The sequence below is a fragment of the Polaromonas sp. genome (assembly GCF_018780625.1).
Classification (GTDB): Bacteria; Pseudomonadota; Gammaproteobacteria; order Burkholderiales; family Burkholderiaceae_C; genus Polaromonas.
Genome location: NZ_JADMJK010000028.1, coordinates 6573 through 30583 on the forward strand (window position 1 = coordinate 6573; position 24011 = coordinate 30583).

The following is a 24011-nucleotide window of genomic DNA, read 5'->3' on the forward strand; positions in this document are numbered from 1 at the left end:
CTACAGCTACTGGTCGGGTGGCGATGTCTGGGCTTTTGAAGGCCCGAACGGCCCGGTGCAAGTCACCACGCAGGCCCGCTTGCGCAGCAACTCGGGCGACACCTGCCTGGCGGCGGCGCTGGCCGGGCAAGGGCTGATCCTGCAACCGGACTTCATCGTGGGGGCAGACCTCAAACATGGCCGCCTGGTGGAAGTGTTGCCCCAGTACCGCGCACCAGTGCTGGCCATTCACGCGGTGTACCCGAGCCGCCAGCACCTGTCGGTCAAGGTGCGGCGCATCGTGGACTACCTGGCGGCGGCGTTTGAGCAGCCCGCCTGGAACCCAGCTTAGTCCTGCACCTTGCCGCGCGACGACTTGATGCTGGCGCGCTGGCTTTTGCCCTCCAGCCGCCGCTGTTTGGAGCCGTAGGTCGGCTTGGTGGCGCGCCTGGCCTTGGGCGGATTCGACACTGAATCCACCACCTCCTGCAGCCGCGCCAGCGCATCGGCGCGGTTCATCTCCTGGGTGCGGTGCTGCTGTGCCTTGAGCACCAGCACGCCTTCCTGGGTGATGCGGCTGTCGCTCAAGCAGAGCAAGCGCTCCTTGATCTCGTCGGGCAGCGACGAGGCCCTGATGTCAAAGCGCAGATGCACCGCGCTGGACACCTTGTTGACGTTTTGCCCGCCCGCGCCCTGCGCCCGGATGGCGCTGAGCTCCACCTCGCACTCGTCGACCAGAAATTTATTGGGCGACATGACTCAGTGCCTGAAAGGAGTCATCAAGCCGGCTGTGCGAGCTCGGCCAGGCCGGCAATGGCCAGCGCGTAGCCCTTGATGCCAAAGCCGGCCATCACCGCCTTGGCCACCGGCGAGATGTAGGAATGGTGGCGAAACGCCTCGCGCGCATGCACGTTGCTGATGTGCAGCTCGATCAGCGTCACGCCCGCGCCCTTGATCGCGTCCATGATGGCCACGCTGGTGTGGGTGTAGGCGCCGGCGTTCAGCACCACGCCGGCCAGCGTGCCGGCGGCCTGGGCGCGCCCGGCCTCCTGGATCGCGTCGATCAGCACGCCTTCATGGTTGCTCTGGCGAAAGTCCAGCGCCAGGCCGTGGGTAGCGCAGGCCTTCAGGCACAGCGCCTCCACATCGGCCAGGGTTTGCGATCCGTACACGGCCGGCTCGCGCGTGCCCAGCAAGTTGAGGTTGGGGCCGTTCAGGACCAGGACTGTTTTCATGCGGCGTGTCTTTCTGTGAGTGGTGGGGCAATGTGGGTTTCAGCGCAAGTCCTGCAGCGCCACAGTTTGCCCGGTGGCAATCGAGCGGCGCACCGCTTGCAAGGCAAGCAGGCTTTGCAGGGTGTCAGCCACCGTGATTATCGGCGCTGCCCGGGCCACGGCCGGCTGAAAAATACGGGCGTCAATAACGGCTTCGGACCAAGGCAAGATGGGGCTTGAGAGCCGGTTGATCAAGGGGCTGTCAGCGCAGCCACCTGGTCGCGCGTCAGTTGCGCCGCCTGCCCGGCCAGTTCAGGGGACCACTGCGCGCCCAATGGGTCCAGGTTGGCCCGCATGCGCTGCGTGTCCGCCTCCATGCCCACAAGCGCCCCTGACATGGCCCGCGCGCTGGCATGCACTGACACCAGCAACTCCGGCCATTCGGCCAGTTCCGCCTGCCAGTGGCCCAGCGCGCGCTCATGCGCGTGCGGCATGGCCGCGAGCAGGGCCGCTACCCGCAGCGGAGCACGCCCGCTGGCCGAGAGCGCCGTCATGCAGGCGAACGCGGTGCGCCCGGGCGCTGCGGCTGGCGCATCACACAACTCGCCCACCGCAGGCTGGCTCATCAGCGCAATCTCTTTGGCCACCTGGCCCAGGCTGCCCACCAGCAGCCCCAGCGCGCAGCCCAGCGCCACCCATTCGTCGCGCTGCGCAGGCCCGCCAGGCAGCGGCGCTTTGAGCTGCAGGTCAGCCGCCATCAGCGCCATCACGTCAGGCGCCCTGCCCTTCATGGCAGCCAGCGCGCCCGCGCCGCCGCTCCACTGGAGGCACAAGGCCTGGCCGCTGCTAGCCTGCAAGCGTTGCAGGCTGCGCACCAGCTGCGCCGCCCACGCCGCGCACAGCAGCCCAAAGCTGGTGGCCGTGGCGTGCTGCTGCAGGCTGCGCTCCAATACCGGATCGGCCGCATGGCGCCCGGCCAGCGCCATCAGCGCCGCCACCGCCTGGCGCACGTCGGCGTCAATCAGGCCCAGCGCATGGCGCGTGACCAGGGCCAGCGCGGTATCGACCGCATCCTGGCCGGTACTGTCCAGGTGAACAAACCCGGCGGCCTCGGGGTTGAAAAGGCCCACGGCTTCCTTCAGGCTCTTGACCAGCGGCGTGACCATGCTGCCGGCCCGTGCGCTGTCGCGCACGATTTTGGCCACGTCAAACAGCTCGATCCTGCAGGTGCCGACGATGGACTGGGCCGCCGCCTCGGGGATCAGCCCGGCGCTGGCCTGCGCGCGCGCCAGTGCGGCCTCAAAGCGCAGCAGCGCTTGCAGAAAGGTGCGCTCGCTAAAGACCTCCGACACATCGGAGGCGGATAAAAAACCATCGTAGAAACTGTGCATGCGGTCGTCGTCCAGTTCAATCCATCCGCCGTTCGGCCGCCCAGGGCTTCACCGCTTCAGGCGGATCTGGTTGGGCAGCGGTACCGAGCGCCGCAGCACATCCTCGCCCAGCCACTGGGCCGAGCGCCAGGCGCGCTGGGCGACGGTGGGCAGCGGCATTTGCTGGTAGTCGTCGTTGAAGACTTCAAAGCTGTAGTCGCCGCGGTAGCCCAGGCTGTGCAGCTTGCTCACCAGGGACGCCAGCGCTTCGCTGTGAACGCCCTCGCCCGGAAACACGCGGAAATGCCGGGCCGTGGCAATGCGTTCCTCGACCGACTTGATCTCGGTCCACATGAAGTCGGCCAGTTGCACCAGGAATATTTTCTGCGGGTCCAGCATGTCCAGCTCGTCCAGCGCGGTGTTGGTGGCGAACATGTGAAACGAGTCAAAACCCAGCCCGAGGTTGGGCATGTCGGCCTGGCAAACAAGGTCCCAGGCCTGCGGGAATTCATTGACCGTGCGGCCCCATGACAAGGCTTCATAGGCGATCTTGATGTCCATGGGAATTGCCAGCATGGCCAGCTTGCGCAAGTCCCTGACCAGCGCGGCGGTGTCGCCCGTGGCATGCACCGAGGTCGACGAACAGATCAGCAACAGGTGGCAACCCAGGGCATGGCACATTTCCAGCATGGACTTGGCAATGTCCATCTTGTAGGCGTGCAGGTGGCCGGAGAGCCCCTCGAAGTCGCGCAGCACCTGAAAGCCGGTCACGCGCAGGCCGCTGGCACGCACGGCCGCCACGGCCGCATCCAGGCCGTCGGGGTGGCCCACCAGGTCTTTGGCGGCCAGCATGATTTGGGTGAAGCCGGCCTCACGCACGGCCTTGAGCTTGGCCTCAAGCGGCCCCGCCAGCGAGATGGTGTCCATCCCGAAATCGTCGATATTTCCGCTGTTGTGGATCATGGTGATGGCCGCTCGCTTAACGTTCGTTGTGGACCAGCTCAAAGCTGACACTGCCCATCCAGGTCTTGGTCAGCGCGCCCCGGTCTTCGGTGTGCACGCCGCGCGACTCGACAAACTCCACGCCGCGCCGGCCCAGCTCGGCCACGGCCGCCAGCACATCGGGGCTGCCCAGGCCGATGCGCTGCAGGCCTTCGTCGCCCTCGACATCGAGCACGGTCGCTTCGGGCTCGATCAGTTGCAGGTAAAAGCGCGAAGACGCCGGGCACGGGCTGCGCAGGATCCGGCCCTTGGGCAAGATGCCAAAGCGCTGCTCGGCGGGCAGGTCGACAAAACCAAACAGTTCGCGGTAGAACTCGGCCCAGTCCTCGGTGCGGTCGTTGCCGATGTACTGCACCAGGCCAAAGAAATGCAGACCAGCCACTGCGGGCGGGTGCTGGTCCACCGTCGGAATCGGTACAAAGTCCACGTCGTAGATCGAAAACTTGTCGTAGCGGTCCACAAAATAAATGCGGCTCTTGCCCACGCCGTGAATTGCCGGGATGTTGAGCTCCATGACCTCAACGCGCGGCGGCACGGCCCAGGCGCCGCGCTCCAGCGCATGGGCATAGGCCGCAGCCGCATCGCGCACGCGCAGGGCCACGGCGGCCAGCACCGGCTGGTCGGTTGGCGGCGCGCCATTGGGCAGGGCCGGAATGTGGGCGTTGACAATCACGTTCATGCCGCCCTGGCGGTACAGCATCACTTCGCGCGAGCGGTGGCGGGCAATCGGGCGAAAACCCATCATCTCCAGCACCTGGCCCAGCGCCTGCGGCTTGGCGGTGGCGTATTCGATGAATTCAATGCCGTCCAGGCCCAAAGGGTTGGTGGCGCCGGCAATCGCTTCGCGGTCCGGCAAGGTGGCGGTCGTCATAAGTAGCTTCCTTTTTTGAACAGCAAGTATGTCTGTATTCTTGCAGGCGCTTTCAGGCGCGCCCGCGCAGGCGTTTCCACCACTGGGTCTGGCTGACGATGGTGAGCGTGAGCGCCATCAAAATAATGAAGGACAGCGGTGCCGTGAAGAATTCGCCGGCAAACTGCCCGATGTTGCCTTCGGCGGAAATCATGGCCTGGCGGTAGGACTTGTCCATCATGGGCCCAAGAATCATGCCCAGAATCACCGGCCCGACCTGAAAACCATACATCTTGAGAAAGTAGCCGATCACGCCAAAAGCCAGCATCCAGTAGACATCCACCGGGTTGTTGTTGATAGCGTAGGCGCCCACGGCCGACAGCACCAGAATCAGGGGCAACAAAATAGGCTTGGGCGTTTCCACGATCCTGGCAAACAACTTGATGCCGGTCAGACCAAAAATCAGCAGGAAACAGTTGGCCAGCGTCAGCGCGCCAACCTGGAACCAGAACAGGTGCGGCGTCTCGATCATCAGCATCGGGCCGGGCTTGAGGCCGTGGATGTACATCGCACCAATGATCACGGCGGTCACCGCATCGCCCGGAATGCCCAGCGTCATCATGGGAATGTAGGCCCCCGGCACGGCGGCGTTGTTGGCCGATTCAGGTGCCACCAGGCCCTCGTAAGCGCCCTCGCCAAAGGGCCGCGACGGGTTCTTGACGGTGCGCTTGGCATGGTCGTAGGCCATCAGCGCCGCGATGTCGCCGCCCGCACCGGGCAGGGCCCCGACCACCACGCCGATGGCCGAGGTACGGGTCGCCAGCGGCAGGTACTTGCGCACCAGTGCCCAGGGCGGAATGATCTTGCTGACGTCCTGCTTGACGGCCTTGAGCTTCATTTCATGCAGCTGCACCAGCACCTCGGCCACGCCAAAGAAACCGATCATGGCCGCCACATACGAGATGCCGGCCGTGAGCTGCAGGCTGCCAAAGGTAAAGCGCGACTCGGCCGTCATCGGATCCAGGCCTACCGAGCCGATCAGCACGCCCAGGGCGCCGGCAAAAATGCCCTTGGCCAGCGAGCCGCCCGACAGGCTGCCGACCAGCAAGATGCCCCAGACCGCCAGCATCAAATAGTCTCGCGGCGCAAACTTGAGCGCCAGCTCCGACACCGCCGGCGCGGCAATCGCCAGCGCCAGAATGCCGACGAAACCGCCAAACACCGACACGATGGTAGTCAGGCCAATGGCCGCGCCCGCCTCGCCGCGCTTGGCCAGCGGATAGCCGTCCAGGCCGGTGGCAATGGCCGACGGCGCACCCGGGATATTCAGGAGAATCGCGCTGCGCGAGCCGCCGTAGACGCCGCCCAGGTAGATGCCCGAGATCATCGCCAGCGCATCGTTGACGTGCCACTTGAAGGTGAACGAGATCAGGATGGACACCGCCATCGTGACCGACAGGCCCGGGATGGCGCCGATGTAAATGCCTGCGAAGGTGCCGGCCGCCGTCAGAAACAGCAGGTTCGGATCGACCCAGGACATGAAAAAATAAGTCAGTGCTTCGGTCATTTGAGCCACCCTTGAATCCAGGTGCCGGAAGGCAGAACGACTGAGAAAGCCGTCTGGAAAATAACGTAGATGCAGGCCAGGCTGAGCGCGCTGACCCCCAGGTTGAGCACAAGCCGGCGGCTGCCGAGCAGCCCCATCGACAGCACCAGAAACAGGTAGGACGACACCACGAAGCCCAAACGTTCCAGCAGCCACATGTAGGCCGCAATCGCCACCACGAACAGCACCAGCACAACAGGCGTGATGCGGCGCACGAACTGCTGAAATAGTGATTCACCGGCGTCTCCAGGAAGCGGTCTGGCGCGCGCCGTCTGGCCCGCAATCATCAGGCCGGTCACGACCAGCACGAAGGTCGCAAACATCGGAAAAGCGCCAGCCGAGGTCAGCGACTCAAACTTGGAAATGGCATAGGCCTGCCAGAGCATGAAGACGCTGAAAACAACCAGCAGCAGCGAAAATGCCAGTTCGCCGGGCAGACGTGAACGGGGGAAACTCATGGGTATCTCCTGATGGGTGGATTGAACGCCATCGGGCCGGCGCCATGCCGGCCCGAGGGCAGCAAGCATCAGGGCTTGGCAATGCCCAGGTCAGCCGGCGACTTCTTGGCCACGCCGACTTCCTGATAGGTCCAGGATGTCACCGACTGCCATTTCTTCAGGAAGGTCTCGGCTTCGGCGCCAGAAATATTCATCATGACGTTGCCGCGGCTCTTCATCAGCTCCACAAACTTGGGGTTGTTGGCGGCGGTCTTGAAGGCAGCGACCAGCTTGGCCTTGGCGGCATCAGGCACATCGCGCTTGACAAAAACGCCGTAGAAAGGACCCCAGGGCAGGTACTTGCCCAAGGCTGGCAGGTCTGCCGTAATGGGCGGAATGCCCTCGTAGGCTTCGCTGCTGATGACGCCCAGCGCCTTGAGTCGACCGGCCTTGATGTGCTCGGCGGCAGCGCCTGCGCCGACAAACATGAAGTCCACGTGGCCCCCGAGCAAGGCGGTGACGCCAGGACCGTCGCCATCGAACGGCACGGCAGTGGCCGGGAACTTGGCCACCGTGGAAATCATGGAACTCACGGTAAAAGGCAGGCCGCCGGTGCCGGTGGAGCCCTGCTTGACCTTGCCCGGGTTGGCCTGCACTTCAGCCAGCAAGTCCTTGAAGGTCTTCCACGGCTTGTTCGGGGTGGTCACCACCAGCACATTGCCACGGCCAATGATGTTGACGGGATAAAACTTCGAGTAGTCCAGCTCGCTAATGCCCAGCACCGGGTGCAACTGCGGGTTCTCGGCGCCGATCAGCAGCGTGTAGCCGTCGGCGGCCTGTTGATAGACAAAATTGGTGGCAATGGCGCCCACGCCACCGGCCTTGTTTTGCAGCACGATTTTTTTGCCCAGCGCTTCTTCGGCGTAAGGCACCAGGGAGCGGGCGACCACGTCGGTCGCGCCGCCGGCGCCCCACTGGATCACGCCTGACAACTCACGGTCGGGGTAGGTCTGGGCCGCGCCCACGGATGCAAAAAGGGCCAGCGCGGCAGCGCCCAGCAGTTGACGACGATAGTTCATGGGATTGTCTCCTCAGGTGGAAAAAATGTGGGCGAATGCCTCACGGGGTTGGAAAAAAGGTGGACGGCGGAGGACGGATTTCGCCCTGCAACGCCGTTGGATAAATGACTTTTCGAATGCCATCGGCATCGTGGCGCAGCGCTGCGGCGGCCTCGGAAAACCCGAAAAAATCGAGGTACAAGTGGGCCTGCTGGATCAGCATCTCAAAGCCGGGCTGGGCGTTCAACCCGCGTTCCCGTGCGGCGCGCACCACGGGCGTGGGCTGGTTTTTCATCACAATGTCGACCAGTGCCGCCGAGGGCTCCAGCCGCGCCACATCGCACGGCAAGGCATCCGACAGACGCAAGCCCAAGGGCGAGGCGTTGACCACCAGGTCAAAGCCGGCTGGATCGCTGCTGGCGACGGACTGCACACGCGTGCCGGTGGCTGCCGCAATGCGCCCGGCGACTTCAGCCGCCTTGCCAGGGGTCGGGTCAAAAAATGCCACCTCTGCGGCCACCACGCCGTTGCGGGCCAGCGCCAGTGACGCGCCAATGGCGGCAGCCGCGCCGCCAGCGCCCAGAATCAGCACCCGCTGGCCTGCGTAGGAGATATTGAAGTAGCCCAGCGACGCCACGAAACCTTCGCCGTCAAACAGACCGCCCTCCAGGGAGCCGTCGACGTTGCGCCTGATGGCATTGACAGCGCCCGCCATGCGGGCCAGCGCGCTGCAGTGGTCCAGCACCTGCATGACCGACGTTTTATGCGGAATGGTGACCCACATGCCCTTGATGTTTTTTCCGAGGAAAGCGGTTTTGACAAATGCGGCCAGGTCGGCAGGAGCCACCTGAACCGGCACGATGGCCGCGTCAATTCCAAAGCGGGCGAACAGGGGATTGAACACCTCGGGCGCCAGCACTTGCGCCACCGGATCGCCCACGATGAAGTAGACATCGGTGCAGCCATGGATGCGGGTGCCAAGTGTTGGACTGGCTGGCAGATTTGTTCGGTGATCGTTCATAATTAGCATTTCGATGCGAACTTTAGCCAATAGGCGCCCGAATCAAAACAAGAATCATCGTCACAAGATCGATGATCGAACAAATATGATCGATCATCGATCTTATTAAGGGTTATCACTAAGGTGAAGCGCCCGTTGCCCGAACCAGAATTGCCCGCCATGCCGCCATCTTCATCAGAAACGTTCACGCCAGCCAGCCCCGTGCTGGACAAGCGCGACTGGATTGCCGGCCTCGAAAGAGGCCTGTCCATCATTGAGGCGTTTGACGACGCCCACCCGCGCATGACCGCCAGCCAGGCCGGCGAGCGCTGCGGCATGACGCGCACCGCCGCGCGCCGCTACCTGCTCACGCTGCGGCACATCGGCTACGTGGCGACCGATGGAAAGCTGTTCTGGCTCACGCCGCGCGTGCTGCGCCTGGGGCAGTCCTACCTGGAATCGGCCCGGTTGCCGCGCATCGTTCAGCCGTTTTTGCAGCGCGTCACGGCGGGCACCTCAGAAACAGCCTATGTCAGCGTGCTCGATGGCGACGACATCGTGTACATCGCCCGCAACGGCTCCAGCCGCATCATGAACACCGGCTATGTGCTGGGCGCGCGGGTGCAGGCGCAGGTCACGGCCGCCGGCATGCTGCTGCTGGCGCTTGGCGATCCGGCTTGGGTGGAGCACTGGCTGGCCACGCAAACGCTCAAGGCCTATACCTCGCACACCATCGCCAGCAAGGACCGCCTGCGCCTGGAACTGGCGCGCATTCGGGCGCAGGGCTGGTCGCTGTCAGAGCAGCAACTCGAACTCGGCGCCCGCGGCATCGCCGTTCCGCTGCTGGACCACCGGGGCGACCTGGTGGGCGCGCTCAATGTGACCACGCCGATGGGCCAGGAAAGTTCTGAGGAGGTGGTGGCGCGGGTGCTGCCAGTGCTGCAGGAAACCGCGCGCGCCATGCGCAATCTGATTTGAGCGCCACAGGCAAGGCCCTGCAGCCTGACCAAAAACACTTAAAATGCTACTTTTTTAGTAGCTATTAGCGACCGTTCATTGTGGGCTAGAGGCCTATTTCATCAATAAATACACCCACCAGGGCCGCTGACCGCGCACGACATGCACACCAGACATTTCCTCCAGCTGATCGGCATGTCCGCCCTCTGGGGCGCCTCATTCCCCCTGCTTCGCATTGCCAGCCCCGCGCTCGGACCCTGGCTTCTGGCCGGCCTGCGCTGCACCCTGGCCGCCGTGGTGCTGGCCGTGCTGATGCGCGCGCTGCGGGAGCGCTGGCCGCCGCGCGCCGCCTGGCCAAGGCTGGCGCTGCTGAGCCTGCTCACCGTGGTCACGCCGTTCGTGCTGTTCAGCTGGGCGGCGCTGGTGATTCCTGCTGGCTACTCGGCCGTGCTGAACGCCACCGCACCCTTGTTTGGCGTGCTGGGTGCAGCCGTGGCCGGTGAAGAAAAACTGACGACACGCCGCCTGCTGGGCTGCGCCGTGGGCTTTGCCGGCGTTGCGCTGCTGGTGCAGCTGGGGCCGGTCGCCGTGACGCCGCAGGTGGTGCTGGCCGCGCTGGCCTGCACGGCCGCAGCGGCCGCCTATGGCTTTGGCACCATCCTGATGAAGCGCGCCACCATGGCCTACGCGCCGCTGCCAGCTTCGGCCGCCGTGCATGTGGCGGCCGCGCTGATTTTGCTGGCTCCGGCAGGCGCCGCCGCCCCCTCGGCCCATTACACGCCGGCGGCGCTGATCGCGGTGACGGTGCTGGGCACCATCACCTCGGGCTTCATGTACTGGATCAGCATGCGGCTGATGCGCGAGATCCCGGCCAGCGCGGCTACCTCGGCGGCCTTCATGATTCCCTTGTTCGGCGTCAGCTGGGGCGGGCTGTTTCTGGGTGAACCCGTCACCGCCAGCATGCTGCCCGGCTGTTTGCTGGTGCTGGCGGCCACCGCGCTGATCACGGGCTTCAACCCGTTCAGGGGCGCGCCGCCCGAGCCCTGATGCGCAATGGGGGTCGCCAATCAGTCGCGCTGGCGCATGATGTCCGGCGTGCTGACCACGACGTCTGCATTCTGGGCACGCTGGCGCAGCGCATGCTCCATCACCACCAGCGCCAGCATGGCCTCGGCAATCGGCGTGGCCCGAATGCCGACGCACGGGTCGTGCCGCCCTTTGGTGCTGACCTGGGTCGGCTGGCCGGCCAGGTCAATCGACTCGCGCGGCGTGAGGATGGAACTGGTGGGCTTGATGGCGATCGACACTTCCAGGTCTTGCCCGGTGCTGATGCCGCCCAGCACGCCGCCCGCGTTGTTGGATTTGAAACCTTCGGGCGAGAGCGAGTCGCCGTGCGTGCTGCCGCGCTGCGCGACGCTGGCAAAACCGGCGCCAATTTCCACCCCTTTGACGGCGTTGATGCCCATCATGGCGTACGCAATGTCGGCGTCCATCTTGTCAAACAGCGGCTCACCCAGGCCAACCGGCACGCGGGAGGCCGACACGCGGATGCGCGCCCCGCAGGAGTCGCCGCCCTTGCGCAACTCGTTCATATAGGTTTCCAGTTCCGACACGTCGGCCACGGGGGCAAAGAAAGGGTTGTGCGGCACAAAGTCCCAGGACTCAAAGCCAATCGGCAACTCGCCAATTTGCGTCATGCAGCCCCGAAACTCGGTGCCGTAGCGCTCAAACAGCCATTTCTTGGCCACCGCGCCGGCCGCCACCATGGGCGCGGTCAGGCGGGCCGACGAGCGCCCGCCGCCGCGCGGGTCGCGAATGCCGTATTTCTGGAAATAGGTGTAGTCAGCGTGGCCTGGCCGGAAGGATTCCAGGATGTTGCCGTAGTCCTTGCTGCGCTGGTCGGTGTTTTTGATCAGCAGGCAAATCGGCGTGCCGGTGGTCTTGCCCTGGTACACGCCCGACAAGATCTCGACCGCATCCGGCTCGTTGCGCTGGGTCACGAACTTGGAGGTGCCGGGGCGGCGCCGGTCCAGGTCGGGCTGAATGTCTGCCTCGCTGAGCGCCATGCCCGGCGGACAGCCGTCAATCACGCAGCCAATGGCCGGGCCGTGGGATTCACCAAAGTTGGTGACTGCGAAAAGATTTCCAAAAGTATTGCCGCTCATGGACTGGATTATCCCTGAGCGCGCGGCTGATCAGACTTCCTTGGCGTCGTCTTCGGCCGGCCAGTCGCGGATATAGGCCTTGAGCATTTTGTTCTCGAAGTTCTGGCTGTCCACCACGGCCTTGGCCACGTCGTAAAAGCTGATCACGCCCATCAGCATTTTCTGGTTCATCACGGGCATGTAGCGTGCATGGCGGTCCAGCATCATGCGGCGCACCTCGTCCATGTCGGTCTCGGTGGTGCAGGTCAGCGGATGGTCGTCCATGGCTTTGCGCACCAGCGTGCGTCCCATCTCGCCGCCGTTGCTGACGATGCACAGCAGCACCTCGCGAAAGGTCAGCATGCCGACCAGGTCGCCATGCTCCATGACGACCAGCGACCCGATGTCCTTTTCGGCCATGATTTGGGCCGCTTTGGACAGAGGCTCGTCGGGTTGCACCGTGTAGAGCGTGTTGCCCTTCACGCGCAGGATGTCAATAACCTTCATCGCCTTCTCCTGGGTTGTTTTGCGATTGTTTCCCTGCTAAGCAGCGCCGGGAAATTCACTTTTAATATAGCCCACAATCCGGGGGCAGGCTGTAATGATTTCCCGGATCGCCTGCGTCACCCGGCCCGGGCCAGGCGCCGAAAAAACCCTGGCCCTCTGCTTTCGCTTTTTTATTCTGGAGACACACGCATGCCCGGTTATTCCGACCCCGGTTTTGACACCCTGGCGCTGCACGCCGGTGCCGCCCCCGACCCGGCCACAGGCGCACGCGCCGTGCCGATTCACCTCACGACCTCCTTTGTCTTCGAGTCCAGCGACCACGCCGCGAGCCTGTTCAACCTGGAGCGCGCCGGCCATGTGTATTCGCGCATCAGCAACCCGACCAATGCGGTGCTGGAGCAGCGCATTTCGGCCCTCGAAGGCGGCATAGGCGCGATTGCCACGGCCAGCGGCCAGGCCGCGCTGCACCTGAGCGTTGCCACCTTGATGGGCGCCGGCTCCCACATTGTGGCCAGCACCGCCCTGTATGGCGGTAGCCAGAACCTGCTGCACTACACCCTGCGCCGCTTTGGCATTGACACCACCTTTGTCCAGCCCGGCGACCTGGACGGCTGGCGCGCCGCCGTGCGGCCCAACACCAAATTATTCTTTGGCGAAACCGTCGGCAACCCGGGGCTCGACGTGCTGGACATGGAGGCCGTGAGCGCCATTGCCCATGATGCTGGCGTGCCGCTGCTGGTCGACTCCACGCTGACCTCGCCCTGGCTGATCAAGCCGTTTGACCACGGCGCGGACCTCGTCTACCACTCGGCCACCAAGTTTTTGAGCGGCCACGGCACGGTCATTGGCGGCCTGGTCGTCGATGGCGGCAGTTTTGACTGGGACTCTTCCAGGGCCGCAGGCAAGTTTGCCGAACTGACCGAGGCCTACGACGGCTTTCACAACATGGTGTTCAGCGAGGAAAGCACGGTCGGCGCGTTCTTGCTGCGTGCGCGCCGCGAGGGCCTGCGCGACTTTGGCGCCTGCATGAGCCCGCACACGGCCTGGCTGATCTTGCAGGGCATCGAAACGCTGCCGCTGCGCATGGCGCGCCACATGAGCAACACCGAAAAAGTCGTGGCGTTTCTGGCCAGCCACCCGCTGGTGGCGCGCGTCGGCCACCCGATGCTGCAATCGCACCCCAGCCACGCGCTGGCCAAAAAGCTGCTGCCGCGCGGCGCCGGTTCGGTGTTCAGCTTTGACATTCGTGGCAGCCGTGCGCAAGGCAAGGCGTTTGTGGAAGCGCTCAAGGTGTTCAGCCACCTGGCCAACGTCGGCGACTGCCGCAGCCTGGTGATTCACCCGGCCAGCACCACGCATTTCCGCATGAGCGACGACGCGCTGGCAGGCGCGGGCATCACCCAGGGCACGATACGCCTGAGCATCGGACTGGAAGACCCAGACGACCTGATCGACGACCTGAAGCGCGCGCTAAAAACAGCAGAAAAGGCAGGTGCGTGATGGAACTCCACGTCAACGGCGCCAAAACCTACTGCTACACCGGCGGCAAAGCGTTCGATGCGGCGCAGCCGACCGTGGTCTTCATCCACGGTGTGCTGAACGACCACAGCGTCTGGATTTTGCAAAGCCGCTACCTCGCCCATCATGGCTGGAACGTGCTGGCCATCGACCTGCCCGGCCACTGCCGCAGCGGCGGTGAAGCGCCTTCCAGCGTTGAAGAAGCGGCGGACTTCATCGCCGCACTGCTCGACGCGGCTGGGGTGCAGCGCGCGGCGCTGGTCGGCCACAGCTGGGGCTCGCTGATTGCGCTGGAGGCCGCCGCCCGGCTGCAAGCGCGCGTCAGCCACCTGGTGCTGGTCGGCACGGCGTTCCCGATGAAGGTGTCGCCGGCGCTGCTGGACAGCGCGCTGAACGAGCCGATGAAGGCGCTGGCCATGGTGAACGTGTTTTCGCGCAGCACGCTGGCCCCGCCGCCCTCGGCCCTCGGCCCCGGGACCTGGGTCTATGGCGCCAGCATGGCGCTGGGCCGACGCGTGCTGGCCAGCAACCCCAAGGTGAACGTGTTCCACCGCGGTTTCAAGGCCTGCGACAGCTACGCCAACGGCGAAGCGGCGATTCAAGCCATTACCTGCCCGGTGCTGTTTGTGCTGGGTGCCCAGGACCAGATGACGCAGCCCAGAGCCGCGCAGGGGCTGATCAACGCGGCCCGCGACTCGGGCAAGACGGTGCAGCGGGTCAGTCTGCCGGTCGGCCACCACCAGATGACCGAGGCGCCTGATGCCACGCTGTTTGCCATTCGGGATTTCCTGAAATCATGAGCCGGCCCGCATTGCCCGCCCCAAGCGTGGTGTTCCATCGTCCCTTCAGCCATTGAGGAAATAGATGTCGGGTTTGTCTACGACGCCCAGTTGTTGCATCCTTTCCCTGAGGTCTGCAGACTCGGAAAATTCCTTGGCACGGCTGAGGTCCTGCACTTCAAACATGAGGATGACCTCATTTGGATCGGGGTCTGCGCGAAGAAGGTATTTCTCCGTGAGCCCGGCCTCCGTGCGCTTGGGAAGGTGGGCATCGTAACCCTGCTTCCACGCCGCGAAGTCCTTCACCTTGTGCCTGATCAGAAGGTAGCGGGTCATTGAAGTTCTCCTTTGGATGAGGTGCCGGTTCAGGGCCTTTGCGGCGCTACCGGCATGTGTCAATGGAAATGGAAATGGTCCAGGCCCCTAAACCATCTTGCCGAGAATTCCGTTCATCTCGTCTTTGGAAAAGGCGCGCAGCGTCTGCGTGCGGACGTTGCCCGCAGCCCCTATGGCCAATGCGAACGCGGTCGCCGACTCGTCATCCGGCGCCTCAATGATGGCCACCAAATCGTAGTGCCCCAGCGTCCAGTAAATCTGGGTCATGTTGGCGCCGAACTTCTTTGCGGCATCTTGCACAGCCTCGGCGCGTTTGGTGCTGTCCTTGACGTTGCGGATTCCCTGGTCGGTAAAGCTGGAAAGTGCGATGTAGGTTCTCATGATTTTTATCCTTTTGGCGACTGGAACCTCAGACACTGAATCGACCGACGGCGGTTCCGAAACGCCGACCTAAGCCACCGAGATCCTGAATCAGGCTGGCGGGATGTTCTGATTCGTGCTGAAAAGGTTTTGGGGGTCGTACTGGCGCTTGATCCGGGCGAGGCGTTCGTAGTTCTGGCCGTAGGCTGCTCGCACGCGATCGCCCTCGTCGGCAGTCAGGAAGTTGACATAAACGCCGCCGCTGGCAAAGGGTGCAGAAGCCTTGAAGAAGTCGCGGGCCCAGCGTATGCAGCGCTCGTCGTCCGCCGAGTCGTCCCAGCGGCCGTGGACGTTCATCACGAACTGGGCATCGCGGTGCGCATACGCAGCAGAGTCAGGCGCGGGCCGCGAGGTTGCGCCGCCAATAGCGCCAAAAAATATCTCGCACTGGGGCGATGGCGGCGTCTGGATGGCCGTGATCACGGCGTCGAACAGACCATCATCGAGCACCGAGAAATTATGCGACTTCCAGTAGTTGCGCGCGCCCGGGGTAAGCAACGGGTCAAAGGCCTTTTGCCAATCGGTATAGGGTTGCACGCCGACATGCTCGCCCAGGGGTACGCCAAACGAGCGCAGCGGCGCGATGAGCGGCATGCCTTGCGCCGGGTCACCCGCGTAAAACAGCGCGAGCGCAATGATTCCCTGGCCATGGACCGCCTCTGGAAGGAAGGGCAGAGGCGGCGCCTGGCGCAAAACGGCCCATACCGAGAGTTCGTCCGGTGCCTTCGCCATGAATTCGCGGTACTGCCGCAGCACGGCCTTCGCCTCTGAGAGCGGGTAGACGATCAGGCCGCTGAGGACGCCGGGCCCGACCGGGTGGAGCCGGAACTCAAAGCTTGTGACAACACCAAAGTTGCCGCTGCCGCCCCGCAGCGCCCAAAAAAGATCAGGGTTGTCGGTGGCGCTGGCGCGCACCACCTCGCCAGCGGCCGTCACCACCTCGGCGGACTCCAGGTTGTCAATGGTCATGCCGTACTTGCGGCTGAGCCAGCCGAAGCCGCCGCCCAGCGTCAGCCCGGCAACACCAGTGGTGGAGTTGATGCCTACTGGCGTGGCAAGGCCGTGGGCTTGGGTCGCGGCGTCGAGATCGGCCAGCGTGGCGCCGCCCTCGATGGTGGCGCGGCGGGCGCCAGCGTCGATGCGCGCGGCCTTCATCGGCGAGAGATCGACGACCAAACCGTCGTCGCACATCGCACTGCCCGCGATGTTGTGCCCGCCGCCCCGAACGGCGAGCACAAGGCCGTTCTCCTTCGCGAAGTTCACCGCGCAAACCACGTCCGATGTGGTGGCGCAGCGCACAATCAGTGCAGGGTGCTTGTCGATCGTCGCGTTCCAGACCTTGCGGGCGCTTTCGTAAAGATCGTCCTCCGGAAGGATCACGGCCCCCGTCACCTTGCCTTTGAGCGCCTCAATCCGTGGGGCCTGTAATTTGGTCATGGCGTACTCCTTGATGGTGCCAGGGCGGGCTGCGTTCGACGCAACTACCCAAGTCGTTCATTTTTAGCACCGACACCCGCGCCGTACAAGTCCCGCAGGGGCTCCCATTTCCATGACTTACACGACTTACCCAAGGTGACGCCATCGGCGACGCATGGGCGGCGCGCAAGCAGCGGACTGTCTGCTCAGCGCCCGGCCCTGACCCAGTGCTCGGGCGCCGCCTGCAAGGCCTGCAGCAGTTGCTGCGTGGCAGGCCCATGCGCCGTGGCCTGCAGGCTGCCCCGCTCCAGCGAATCGAGCAGGCGCGACAGCGTTTGGGCTTGCGGCGTCAGCGGGCCCAAAAACCGGAGGCCTTCGGCGTCGGCCGCCAGCAGCGTCGGAAAGGTTTCCACCTCCACATCGCCCAGCAGGTCGGCCTGGTCTTCGATGTCGAGCCAGGCAAAACGCGCGCGCGGATAGCGCGCCGCCATGGAGGCGAAAACATCCCGGTAGTCGCGGCACAGGCCGCACCAGTCGGCGCACAAGCAGACCACCCAGTAGTCGGGCAAATAAGGGTCAGATGCGGATGTACGTGCCATGCAAGAGGTGTCCAGAGTTGTTAAGCCGGGGTATGGGCAGGCGCGGGCCCGCCACAGCGCCCTAATTATGAATTCGCCAGAGCGATCACTATTTCATAGCGCGTCGCGCAATTTCAGAGCGGGCAAGCAGGTTTTTTTCCATAAATTATCGAGCGATGGCGCCTGGTCGAGCAGCAACTGCTGCATCAGCGGCGCCAGCAAGGTGGCGTCCGGGTCCACCAGCAGCAGGTAGCGGGACTCCGCGTCGACTTCCTCATCATTGAGCTGCCCGACCCAATCGAGCGCTACCAGCGTTTCCAGCACCGGCTCTAACTGCAGCACGTCCACCTGGAGCCGTTCAGCCAGCTGCGAGGCGCTCACGCCTTTGCGCATGGTGGTGCGGGCCTCATGCAGCTGCTGCAGCACTTCAATGGCCAGCTGAAAAAGCCAGCCATGGGCGCTGCCGCGGCGCGCCACGCCGGCCAGCAAACTGGGCAGGTAGGCGGCAATCACCGCCCCCATCAGCACCACCACCCACGACACGTAGATCCACACCAGCAAAATAGGCAGGGTGGCAAATGCGCCATACACCAGAGAATAAGTCGGTACCGCATCCAGGTACAAGGCCAGCACTTTCTTGGACAGCTCAATGCCGGCGGCGACGAACAGTCCGCCGGCCCAGGCATGCGACCACTTGACGTAGGTGTTGGGCACATAGCGGTACAGCGCCGCCATGCCGCCCGCCACCAGCAAAAACTGAACGACATCCAGCAAAAAACGCAGGCTGATCGGCAAGGCGCCCACCAGGCCCCTGGAAGCCGACAGCACATACGATGTCAGCGCCAGGCTGGCCGCCAGTATCAGCGGCCCCAGGGTGATGGCGGCCCAGTAGATCAGCACGCGCTGCGCCAGCGGGCGCGGTTTCTTGACGCGCCAGATGCCGTTGAGCGTGCGGTCTATCGTCAAAATAAGCGTAATCGCCGTGCCCAGCAGCACCGCCAGGCCGGCCACACCCAGCTTGTTGGCCTGCTGGGTGAACTGCGTCAGGTAACCCAGCACCTGACGCGCAATGTTGTCAGGGATCAGGCTTTGGATCAGCCAGCTTTGCAGCGCGCCCTGCAGCTTGGAGAACATCGGAAAGGCCGTAAATACCGCCAGCGCCACGGTAAAAAAAGGCACCAGCGCAATCGAGGTGGTGAAGGTAAGGCTGCTGGCGGTCAGCCCCATGTGGTCTTCACGGAAACGATTGCGCAGGGTGGTCGCGGTGTGCTGCCACGGGAAATGGGCCAGCTCGTTCAACAAGGCTTTCAGGAACTGCGGAATTTTCATCCCCGGTATCATGCCATTTGAAAAAACGATGACCATGAACAAAGCAAACCAAATTGAAATGACCCGCTGGATGGCCCTGGGCAGCCTGGGCGGACTGATTGTGCTGGGCCTGGCATGGGAAATGTGGCTGGCGCCGATTCGGCCGGGCGGCTCGTTGCTGGCCCTGAAAGTCTTGCCGCTGTGCATTCCGCTGGCCGGTTTCCTGAAAAACCGCATGTACACCTACCGCTGGGTCAGCCTGATGGTCTGGGTGTATTTCACCGAAGGCGCCACGCGCGCCTGGAGCGACCCGGTCCCCGGCAACTACCTGGCGATGATCGAAGTCGCGCTGTGCCTGGTGCTGTTTGCGGCTTGCGCGCTGCACGTGCGAATCCGACTTAAAACGGCAGCTGCCCCTGTGCCGGCTGCACCCATGGAAACCCCTTTATGAGCCAGCATTCACAACTTATTCAAGCCCTGCGGGCGATCACGGGTGCGTCCCAGGTCTTGACCGACGGCGACCTGTCAGCCTGGGAACAAGACTGGCGCAAGCGCAGCCGCGGCAAGGCGCTGGCGGTCGTCAGGCCGGGCAGCACCGCCGAGGTCGCCGCCGTCGTCAAGGCCTGCGCGGCGGCCGGTGTCAGCATCGTCACCCAGGGCGGCAACACCGGGCTGGTGGTCGGTTCAACGCCGGACGACTCGGGCCAGCAGGTGGTGCTGAGCCTGCAGCGCATGAATGCGGTGCGCGCGCTCGATGGCGCCAACCTGACCCTCACGGTGGAAGCTGGCTGCATCCTGCAGACCCTGCAGGAAACGGCTGAAAAAGCCGGCTTTCTGTTTCCGCTGAGCCTGGCCGCCGAAGGCAGCTGCACCATTGGCGGCAACCTGGCCACCAACGCCGGCGGCACGCAGGTGGTGCGCTACGGCAATGCGCGCGACCTGTGCCTGGGGCTGGAAGTGGTCACCGCGCAGGGCGAGGTGTGGCACGGGCTGTCGGGACTGCGCAAGGACAACACCGGCTACGACCTGCGCGACCTGTTCGTCGGCAGCGAAGGCACGCTGGGCGTCATCACGGCCGCCACGCTCAAGCTCTACCCCCAGCCCGCCGCGCGCCTCACGGCCTGGGCGGCAGTGCCATCCATGCAGGACGCCGTCACCCTGCTTGGCCTGGCGCACCAGCACCTGGGCGCGGGCCTGACCGGCTTTGAAGTGATGGGCCAGTTTGCCCTGAGCCTGGTGGCCAGTCATTTCCCGCAGCAGCGCGTGCCGCTCTACCAGGAAACGCCGTTTTGCGTGCTGCTGGAAAACTCCGACACCGAATCCGAAGCCCATGCGCGCACGCAATTCGAGCGGCTGCTGGAAACCGCGCTCGAGCAGGGCTGCGTGAGCGACGCCGTAGTGGCTGAAAACCTGGCCCAGGCGCACCAGCTCTGGCACATTCGCGAAAGCATTCCGCTGGCGCAGGCCGAAGAAGGCCTGAACATCAAGCACGACATCTCGATTGCGGTGTCGCGCATTCCCGAGTTTGTCGAGGCGACCGATGCGCTGCTCCAGCAAGCCCTGCCGGGCGTGCGGCTGGTGAATTTTGGCCATCTGGGCGACGGCAACCTGCACTACAACGTGCAAGCGCCCGCCGACGGCGACGCCAGGGCGTTTCTGCGCGACCATGAAGAACACGTCAATTCGCTGGTCTACGATTCGGTGGCAGGCTTTGGCGGCTCGATTTCGGCCGAACACGGCGTGGGCAGCCTGAAGCTGGACCACCTGGAGCAGCACAAATCGCCGGTGGCCCTGGGCATGATGCGGGCCATCAAGCAGGCGCTGGACCCGCAGAACACCATGAACCCGGGGCGGGTCGTGCGCATATAATATGCGCATAGTCAATGGAGATGTTTCATGCTCAGATTCGACAACTCGCCCAAAAAATCGACCAATCTGTCGCTCAATTCCAAGGTACTGGAGATGGCCCGCGAGATGGGCATGAACGTCTCGCAAACCGTTGACACCTTGCTGGCGGCTGAAGTTCGGCGCCGCTACTGGGAACAGTGGAACGCTGAAAACAAGGATGCCGTTGCCGAATACAACGCACGCATGGCCCTTGACGGCCTTCCCCTGGCCAAGTACCGGACCTTTTGACCGTGGCTCGTTTTGACGTCCACGCGCACCCCGATGCCTCGCTGCGCAGTAGCACGCCCTTTCTGCTGGATATCCAGAACGACTACATCGACAGCCTGGATTCCCGCATCGTCATTCCGTTGCGACCAGCAGCCCTGTATCGACATCGCTTGCGGGATTTGAACCCCGTGTTTGAGATCCAGGGCCAGCAAGTGGTGCTGGACACCGCAGCACTGGCGTCCTTCCCGGCACGGGAACTGGGCCAAAGCGTCGCCAGCCTGCAAGGCCATCAAGAAGAAATCGTGGCGGCGCTGGACTGTATTTTTGGATCTTACTGACATGCACACAAAACCCATCCGCCACCAATACGAAGATCTCATGCGCCTTGTGGACACGCAAGGCGTGTTCAAGGCCGACCGCACCGGCACCGGCACAAAAAGCGTGTTTGGCCACCAGATGCGCTTTGACCTCAACGAAGGCTTTCCGCTGGTCACGACCAAGAAGGTGCACGTTAAATCCATCATCCAGGAACTGCTGTGGTTCCTGACCGGCTCCAGCAGCAATAACTGGCTGACCGAGCGCGGCGTGACGATCTGGAATGAGTGGGCACGGGAAGACGGTGACCTGGGTCCGGTCTATGGCGTGCAGTGGCGCAGCTGGCCCACGCCCGATGGCGGCCACATTGACCAGATTGCAGAGGTCATCAAGACCCTCAAGACCAACCCAGATTCGCGCCGCATCATCGTGAGCGCCTGGAACGTGGCCGACCTGGACAAGATGGCGCTGATGCCCTGCCACGCCTTTTTCCAGTTTTACGTGGCGCCGGCCACCGAGCCCGGCGGCAAAGGCAAGCTCAGCTGCCAGCTTTACCAGCGCAGCGCCGACATTTTCCTGGGCGTGCCTTTCAACATCGCCAGCTACGCCCTGCTCACGCACATGGTGGCGCAGCAGTGCGACCTGGACGTGGGCGACTTCATCTGGACCGGCGGCGACTGCCACATCTACAGCAACCACCAGGAACAGGTCGAACTGCAACTGAGCCGCGCGCCCCTGCCCTACCCCACGCTGCACATCAAGCGCAAACCCGCATCAATCTTTGACTACCAGTTCGAGGACTTCGAGTTCCTGGACTACCAGCACCATCCGGCCATCAAGGCGCCGGTAGCCGTCTGATGCCCCGCATCAACCTGATTTACGCGCGCGCCGCCAACGGCGTGATCGGCAAGGACAACGCCATGCCCTGGCACCTGCCCGAAGACCTCGCGCACTTCAAGCGCCTGACGCAGGGCTGGCCCGTCATCATGGGCCGCAAGACCTGGGATTCGCTCCCAGCCCGCTTTCGCCCCCTGCCCGGCCGCACCAACGTGGTCATCACCCGGCAGCCGGACTGGCATGACGCTGGCGCACTACCGGCCAGCAGCCTGGAGGCCGCGCTTGGGCTGTGTGATCAGTCTGACGAGGTCTGGATCATCGGTGGCGCGCAAATCTATGCGCAAGCCGAGCCGCTGGCTGAGCGCATCGAGGTCACTGAAATTGACCAGGACTTTGAAGGTGATGCCTTCGCGCCCGCACTGGGGCCGCAATGGACAGCGACTGCGCGCGAAGACCATGTGGCGGCTGGCGGGCTGACGTTCAGCTTCGTCACCTACCGCAAAGCCGAAGCGGCCTGAGGCGGGGCAGTCGGCCCGAACGCCGCAAACCCGCGCCTTGTTTAATCGCTACTGACGCCCGAATTCATTGGGCTGGAACCATCAAATCATGAAAATTTCCACCTGGAACGTAAATTCGCTGACGGTGCGGCTGCCGCAGGTACTCGACTGGCTGGCAGCCAATCCGGTCGATGTGCTGTGCCTGCAGGAGCTCAAGCTCAGCGACGACAAGTTCCCGTTGAAAGAGTTGCAAGCGGCGGGTTACCACAGCGCGGTGTTTGGCCAGAAAACCTACAACGGCGTCGCCATTTTGAGCCGCACGCCGGCGCGCGACATTGTGAAAAACATCACAGGCTTCGCGGACGAGCAATCGCGCGTGATTGCCGCCACGCTGGACACGCCTGATGGCGAGGTGCGCGTGGTCAACGGCTACTTCGTCAACGGCCAGTCGCCGGGCAGCGAAAAGTTCGACTACAAGATGAAATGGCTGGAAGGCCTGCGCGACTGGCTGCGGGAAGAACTGCTGGCCCACCCCAGGCTGGTGCTGGTGGGCGACTTCAACATCACCGCAGATGACCGCGACAGCTACGACCCGGAAAGCCTGCGCGAAACCATTCACCACACCAGCGAAGAGCGGCTGCACTTTCAGGCGCTCACCCAACTCGGCCTGACGGACGCCTTCCGGATGTTTGACCAGCCCGAGAAAAGCTACTCGTGGTGGGACTACCGGGAAATGGCGTTCCGGCGCAACCGCGGGCTGCGCATTGACCACATTCTGGTCAGCGAAGCGCTCAAGCCGCTGGTTCGCAGTTGCGTGATCGACAAACTGCCACGCAAGAACGAACGGCCCAGCGACCATGTGCCGGTCGTGGTGGAACTCGAAAAACTATAAAAAATAGCACCGAATGCCGGTGCTACTTGGGAAAAGTCCAGCAAAGGCCTGGCGGCTTGGCGGTCAGGCCGCAAGCCCCTTGCTCGCCATGTAGGCCGCCAGCAAGAACAACAGGCAGGCAAACACCCGCTTGAGTTGCTTGACGTCGAGCTTGTGGGCCGCCTTGGCACCGAACGGTGCAAAGATCACGCTGGTCACGGCGATCAGCACCAGCGCTGGCAGGTAAAGGTAGCCAAAACTGCCAACTGGCACGCCCTGCAGGTTCCAGCCCGCATAGATATAGCCGATGGTGCCGGCCAGCGCAATCGGGAATCCCAATGCGGCCGAGGTTGCCACGGCCGTGTGGATGGCGACGTTGCACCAGGCCATGAAGGGCACTGAAATAAACCCGCCACCGGCGCCCACCAGCGCCGACAGCGTGCCAATCACCGTGCCCGCGCCAATCATGCCACCGCCCTGCGGCAATTGCCGGGAGGGCTTGGGCTTCTTGTCGATGAACATCTGCAGCGCCGAATAGCTGACAAAAACGGCGAAGACGAGCGCGAGCGACTTGGTCGACAGCAGCTTGGCGATCTGGGCGCCGAGCAGCGAACCCACTACGATGCCCGGCGCCAGCAGCTTGACGACGTCCCAGCGCACCGCGCCGCGCTTGTGGTGCGCGCGCACCGACGACAGCGACGTGAACAAAATGGTGGCCAGCGAGGTGGCGACCGCCATCTTGACGACATAGTCGGCCGGAAAGCCTTTTGCAGTCCCGATAAAGGTCAGCGCTGGCACCAGCACCATGCCGCCGCCTATGCCCAGCAAGCCGGCAAGAAAACCGCTGATGCAGCCCATGACGAGCAACTCAACGATCAGGACAGGGTCAATGTTCAT

General features: G+C 63.8%; 30 protein-coding genes. 12 read left to right on the forward strand and 18 right to left on the reverse strand.

Annotation, left to right across the window (positions count from 1 at the left end):
• The coding region (locus IV091_RS02005; RefSeq protein WP_293464428.1) for a LysR substrate-binding domain-containing protein at positions 1-331 on the forward strand (331 nt) is incomplete at its 5' end.
• On the opposite strand, the gene arfB is transcribed toward IV091_RS02005, so the two are convergent.
• The 10 genes from arfB to IV091_RS02055 all read right to left on the reverse strand — a co-directional run bounded on the left by arfB (position 328) and on the right by IV091_RS02055 (position 8537).
• Entirely contained in the window at positions 328-735 is a 408-nt protein-coding gene (arfB, locus tag IV091_RS02010) for an alternative ribosome rescue aminoacyl-tRNA hydrolase ArfB (protein ID WP_293464430.1), read from the reverse strand. The genes IV091_RS02005 and arfB overlap by 4 nt on opposite strands.
• Before the next feature lie 23 nt (positions 736-758).
• Positions 759-1214: a type II 3-dehydroquinate dehydratase gene (gene aroQ / locus IV091_RS02015; RefSeq protein WP_293464432.1), complete on the reverse strand. Its 456-nt coding sequence runs from the start codon at positions 1212-1214 to the stop codon at positions 759-761.
• A 39-nt stretch (positions 1215-1253) separates the two neighbouring features.
• A complete protein-coding gene (locus IV091_RS02020; protein ID WP_293464434.1) occupies positions 1254-1421 on the reverse strand; it encodes a hypothetical protein in 168 nt (55 codons plus the stop codon).
• 23 nt (positions 1422-1444) lie between these two features.
• On the reverse strand, positions 1445-2584 hold the full coding sequence (locus IV091_RS02025; RefSeq protein ID WP_293464436.1) for a lyase family protein: 1140 nt from the start codon (positions 2582-2584) through the stop codon (positions 1445-1447).
• 48 nt (positions 2585-2632) lie between these two features.
• Complete coding sequence (locus tag IV091_RS02030) at positions 2633-3526, reverse strand: sugar phosphate isomerase/epimerase family protein (RefSeq protein WP_293464437.1); 894 nt, start codon at positions 3524-3526, stop codon at positions 2633-2635.
• 16 nt (positions 3527-3542) lie between these two features.
• Positions 3543-4436, reverse strand: coding sequence for a 4-hydroxyphenylpyruvate dioxygenase (locus IV091_RS02035; RefSeq protein ID WP_293464439.1), 894 nt, complete (start codon positions 4434-4436; stop codon positions 3543-3545).
• Between the two features lie 52 nt (positions 4437-4488).
• Positions 4489-5982: a tripartite tricarboxylate transporter permease gene (locus tag IV091_RS02040; RefSeq protein ID WP_293464441.1), complete on the reverse strand. Its 1494-nt coding sequence runs from the start codon at positions 5980-5982 to the stop codon at positions 4489-4491.
• Positions 5979-6479, reverse strand: a complete 501-nt coding sequence (locus IV091_RS02045; RefSeq protein WP_293464443.1) for a tripartite tricarboxylate transporter TctB family protein — start codon at positions 6477-6479, stop codon at positions 5979-5981. The genes IV091_RS02040 and IV091_RS02045 overlap by 4 nt, the downstream gene beginning before the upstream one ends.
• A 68-nt stretch (positions 6480-6547) precedes the next feature.
• Positions 6548-7537, reverse strand: a complete 990-nt coding sequence (locus tag IV091_RS02050; protein WP_293464445.1) for a tripartite tricarboxylate transporter substrate binding protein — start codon at positions 7535-7537, stop codon at positions 6548-6550.
• Between the two features lie 40 nt (positions 7538-7577).
• On the reverse strand, positions 7578-8537 hold the full coding sequence (locus IV091_RS02055; protein WP_293464447.1) for a shikimate dehydrogenase: 960 nt from the start codon (positions 8535-8537) through the stop codon (positions 7578-7580).
• 159 nt (positions 8538-8696) lie between these two features.
• Between IV091_RS02055 and IV091_RS02060 the strand changes: the two genes are divergently transcribed.
• Together IV091_RS02060 and IV091_RS02065 are read left to right on the forward strand one after the other, a co-directional pair.
• Positions 8697-9494, forward strand: coding sequence for an IclR family transcriptional regulator C-terminal domain-containing protein (locus IV091_RS02060; RefSeq protein WP_293464449.1), 798 nt, complete (start codon positions 8697-8699; stop codon positions 9492-9494).
• 141 nt (positions 9495-9635) lie between these two features.
• The gene (locus IV091_RS02065) at positions 9636-10520 is read left to right on the forward strand and encodes a DMT family transporter (protein WP_293464451.1); all 885 of its coding nucleotides are present in this window, start codon (positions 9636-9638) and stop codon (positions 10518-10520) included.
• A 20-nt stretch (positions 10521-10540) separates the two neighbouring features.
• On the opposite strand, the gene aroC is transcribed toward IV091_RS02065, so the two are convergent.
• Both aroC and IV091_RS02075 read right to left on the reverse strand, forming a co-directional pair.
• On the reverse strand, positions 10541-11638 hold the full coding sequence (gene aroC / locus IV091_RS02070; RefSeq protein ID WP_293464453.1) for a chorismate synthase: 1098 nt from the start codon (positions 11636-11638) through the stop codon (positions 10541-10543).
• A 30-nt stretch (positions 11639-11668) separates the two neighbouring features.
• Positions 11669-12124 carry a CBS domain-containing protein gene (locus IV091_RS02075; RefSeq protein WP_293464455.1) on the reverse strand — a complete coding sequence of 152 codons (456 nt, stop codon included), beginning with the start codon at positions 12122-12124 and terminating at the stop codon, positions 11669-11671.
• A 189-nt stretch (positions 12125-12313) separates the two neighbouring features.
• On the opposite strand from IV091_RS02075, the gene IV091_RS02080 reads away from it, so the two are divergent.
• Both IV091_RS02080 and IV091_RS02085 read left to right on the forward strand, forming a co-directional pair.
• On the forward strand, positions 12314-13624 hold the full coding sequence (locus tag IV091_RS02080) for an O-acetylhomoserine aminocarboxypropyltransferase (RefSeq protein ID WP_293464457.1): 1311 nt from the start codon (positions 12314-12316) through the stop codon (positions 13622-13624).
• Entirely contained in the window at positions 13624-14442 is an 819-nt protein-coding gene (locus IV091_RS02085; protein ID WP_293464459.1) for an alpha/beta hydrolase, read from the forward strand. Before IV091_RS02080 ends, IV091_RS02085 begins: the two co-directional genes overlap by 1 nt.
• 45 nt (positions 14443-14487) lie before the next feature.
• Here IV091_RS02085 and IV091_RS02090 read toward each other — a convergent pair whose 3' ends face one another.
• The 5 genes from IV091_RS02090 to IV091_RS02110 all read right to left on the reverse strand — a co-directional run bounded on the left by IV091_RS02090 (position 14488) and on the right by IV091_RS02110 (position 18500).
• Positions 14488-14757, reverse strand: coding sequence for a hypothetical protein (locus IV091_RS02090; protein ID WP_293464461.1), 270 nt, complete (start codon positions 14755-14757; stop codon positions 14488-14490).
• 87 nt (positions 14758-14844) lie between these two features.
• Complete coding sequence (locus IV091_RS02095) at positions 14845-15138, reverse strand: GYD domain-containing protein (RefSeq protein ID WP_293464463.1); 294 nt, start codon at positions 15136-15138, stop codon at positions 14845-14847.
• Positions 15139-15228: 90 nt separating this feature from the next.
• Positions 15229-16614, reverse strand: a complete 1386-nt coding sequence (locus tag IV091_RS02100) for an FAD-binding oxidoreductase (protein ID WP_293464465.1) — start codon at positions 16612-16614, stop codon at positions 15229-15231.
• A gap of 185 nt (positions 16615-16799) precedes the next feature.
• On the reverse strand, positions 16800-17192 hold the full coding sequence (locus IV091_RS02105) for a thioredoxin family protein (protein ID WP_293464467.1): 393 nt from the start codon (positions 17190-17192) through the stop codon (positions 16800-16802).
• A 93-nt stretch (positions 17193-17285) separates the two neighbouring features.
• Positions 17286-18500, reverse strand: a complete 1215-nt coding sequence (locus IV091_RS02110) for a YihY family inner membrane protein (protein WP_293464469.1) — start codon at positions 18498-18500, stop codon at positions 17286-17288.
• A gap of 34 nt (positions 18501-18534) precedes the next feature.
• Here IV091_RS02110 and IV091_RS02115 point away from each other — a divergent pair, with 34 nt between their 5' ends.
• The 7 genes from IV091_RS02115 (at position 18535) to xth (ending at position 23135) form a co-directional block, all read left to right on the forward strand.
• Complete coding sequence (locus IV091_RS02115) at positions 18535-18930, forward strand: DUF2069 domain-containing protein (protein ID WP_293464471.1); 396 nt, start codon at positions 18535-18537, stop codon at positions 18928-18930.
• A complete protein-coding gene (locus IV091_RS02120) occupies positions 18927-20348 on the forward strand; it encodes an FAD-binding oxidoreductase (RefSeq protein ID WP_293464473.1) in 1422 nt (473 codons plus the stop codon). Before IV091_RS02115 ends, IV091_RS02120 begins: the two co-directional genes overlap by 4 nt.
• Before the next feature lie 27 nt (positions 20349-20375).
• Entirely contained in the window at positions 20376-20615 is a 240-nt protein-coding gene (locus IV091_RS02125; RefSeq protein WP_293464475.1) for a type II toxin-antitoxin system CcdA family antitoxin, read from the forward strand.
• Between the two features lie 2 nt (positions 20616-20617).
• Positions 20618-20932: a CcdB family protein gene (locus IV091_RS02130; RefSeq protein WP_293464476.1), complete on the forward strand. Its 315-nt coding sequence runs from the start codon at positions 20618-20620 to the stop codon at positions 20930-20932.
• A 1-nt stretch (position 20933) separates the two neighbouring features.
• A complete protein-coding gene (locus tag IV091_RS02135) occupies positions 20934-21767 on the forward strand; it encodes a thymidylate synthase (protein ID WP_293464478.1) in 834 nt (277 codons plus the stop codon).
• Entirely contained in the window at positions 21767-22264 is a 498-nt protein-coding gene (locus tag IV091_RS02140; RefSeq protein WP_293464480.1) for a dihydrofolate reductase, read from the forward strand. Before IV091_RS02135 ends, IV091_RS02140 begins: the two co-directional genes overlap by 1 nt.
• 88 nt (positions 22265-22352) lie before the next feature.
• On the forward strand, positions 22353-23135 hold the full coding sequence (gene xth, locus IV091_RS02145) for an exodeoxyribonuclease III (RefSeq protein ID WP_293464482.1): 783 nt from the start codon (positions 22353-22355) through the stop codon (positions 23133-23135).
• Between the two features lie 63 nt (positions 23136-23198).
• Here xth and IV091_RS02150 read toward each other — a convergent pair whose 3' ends face one another.
• The gene (locus IV091_RS02150) at positions 23199-24011 is read right to left on the reverse strand and encodes a sulfite exporter TauE/SafE family protein (RefSeq protein ID WP_293464484.1); all 813 of its coding nucleotides are present in this window, start codon (positions 24009-24011) and stop codon (positions 23199-23201) included.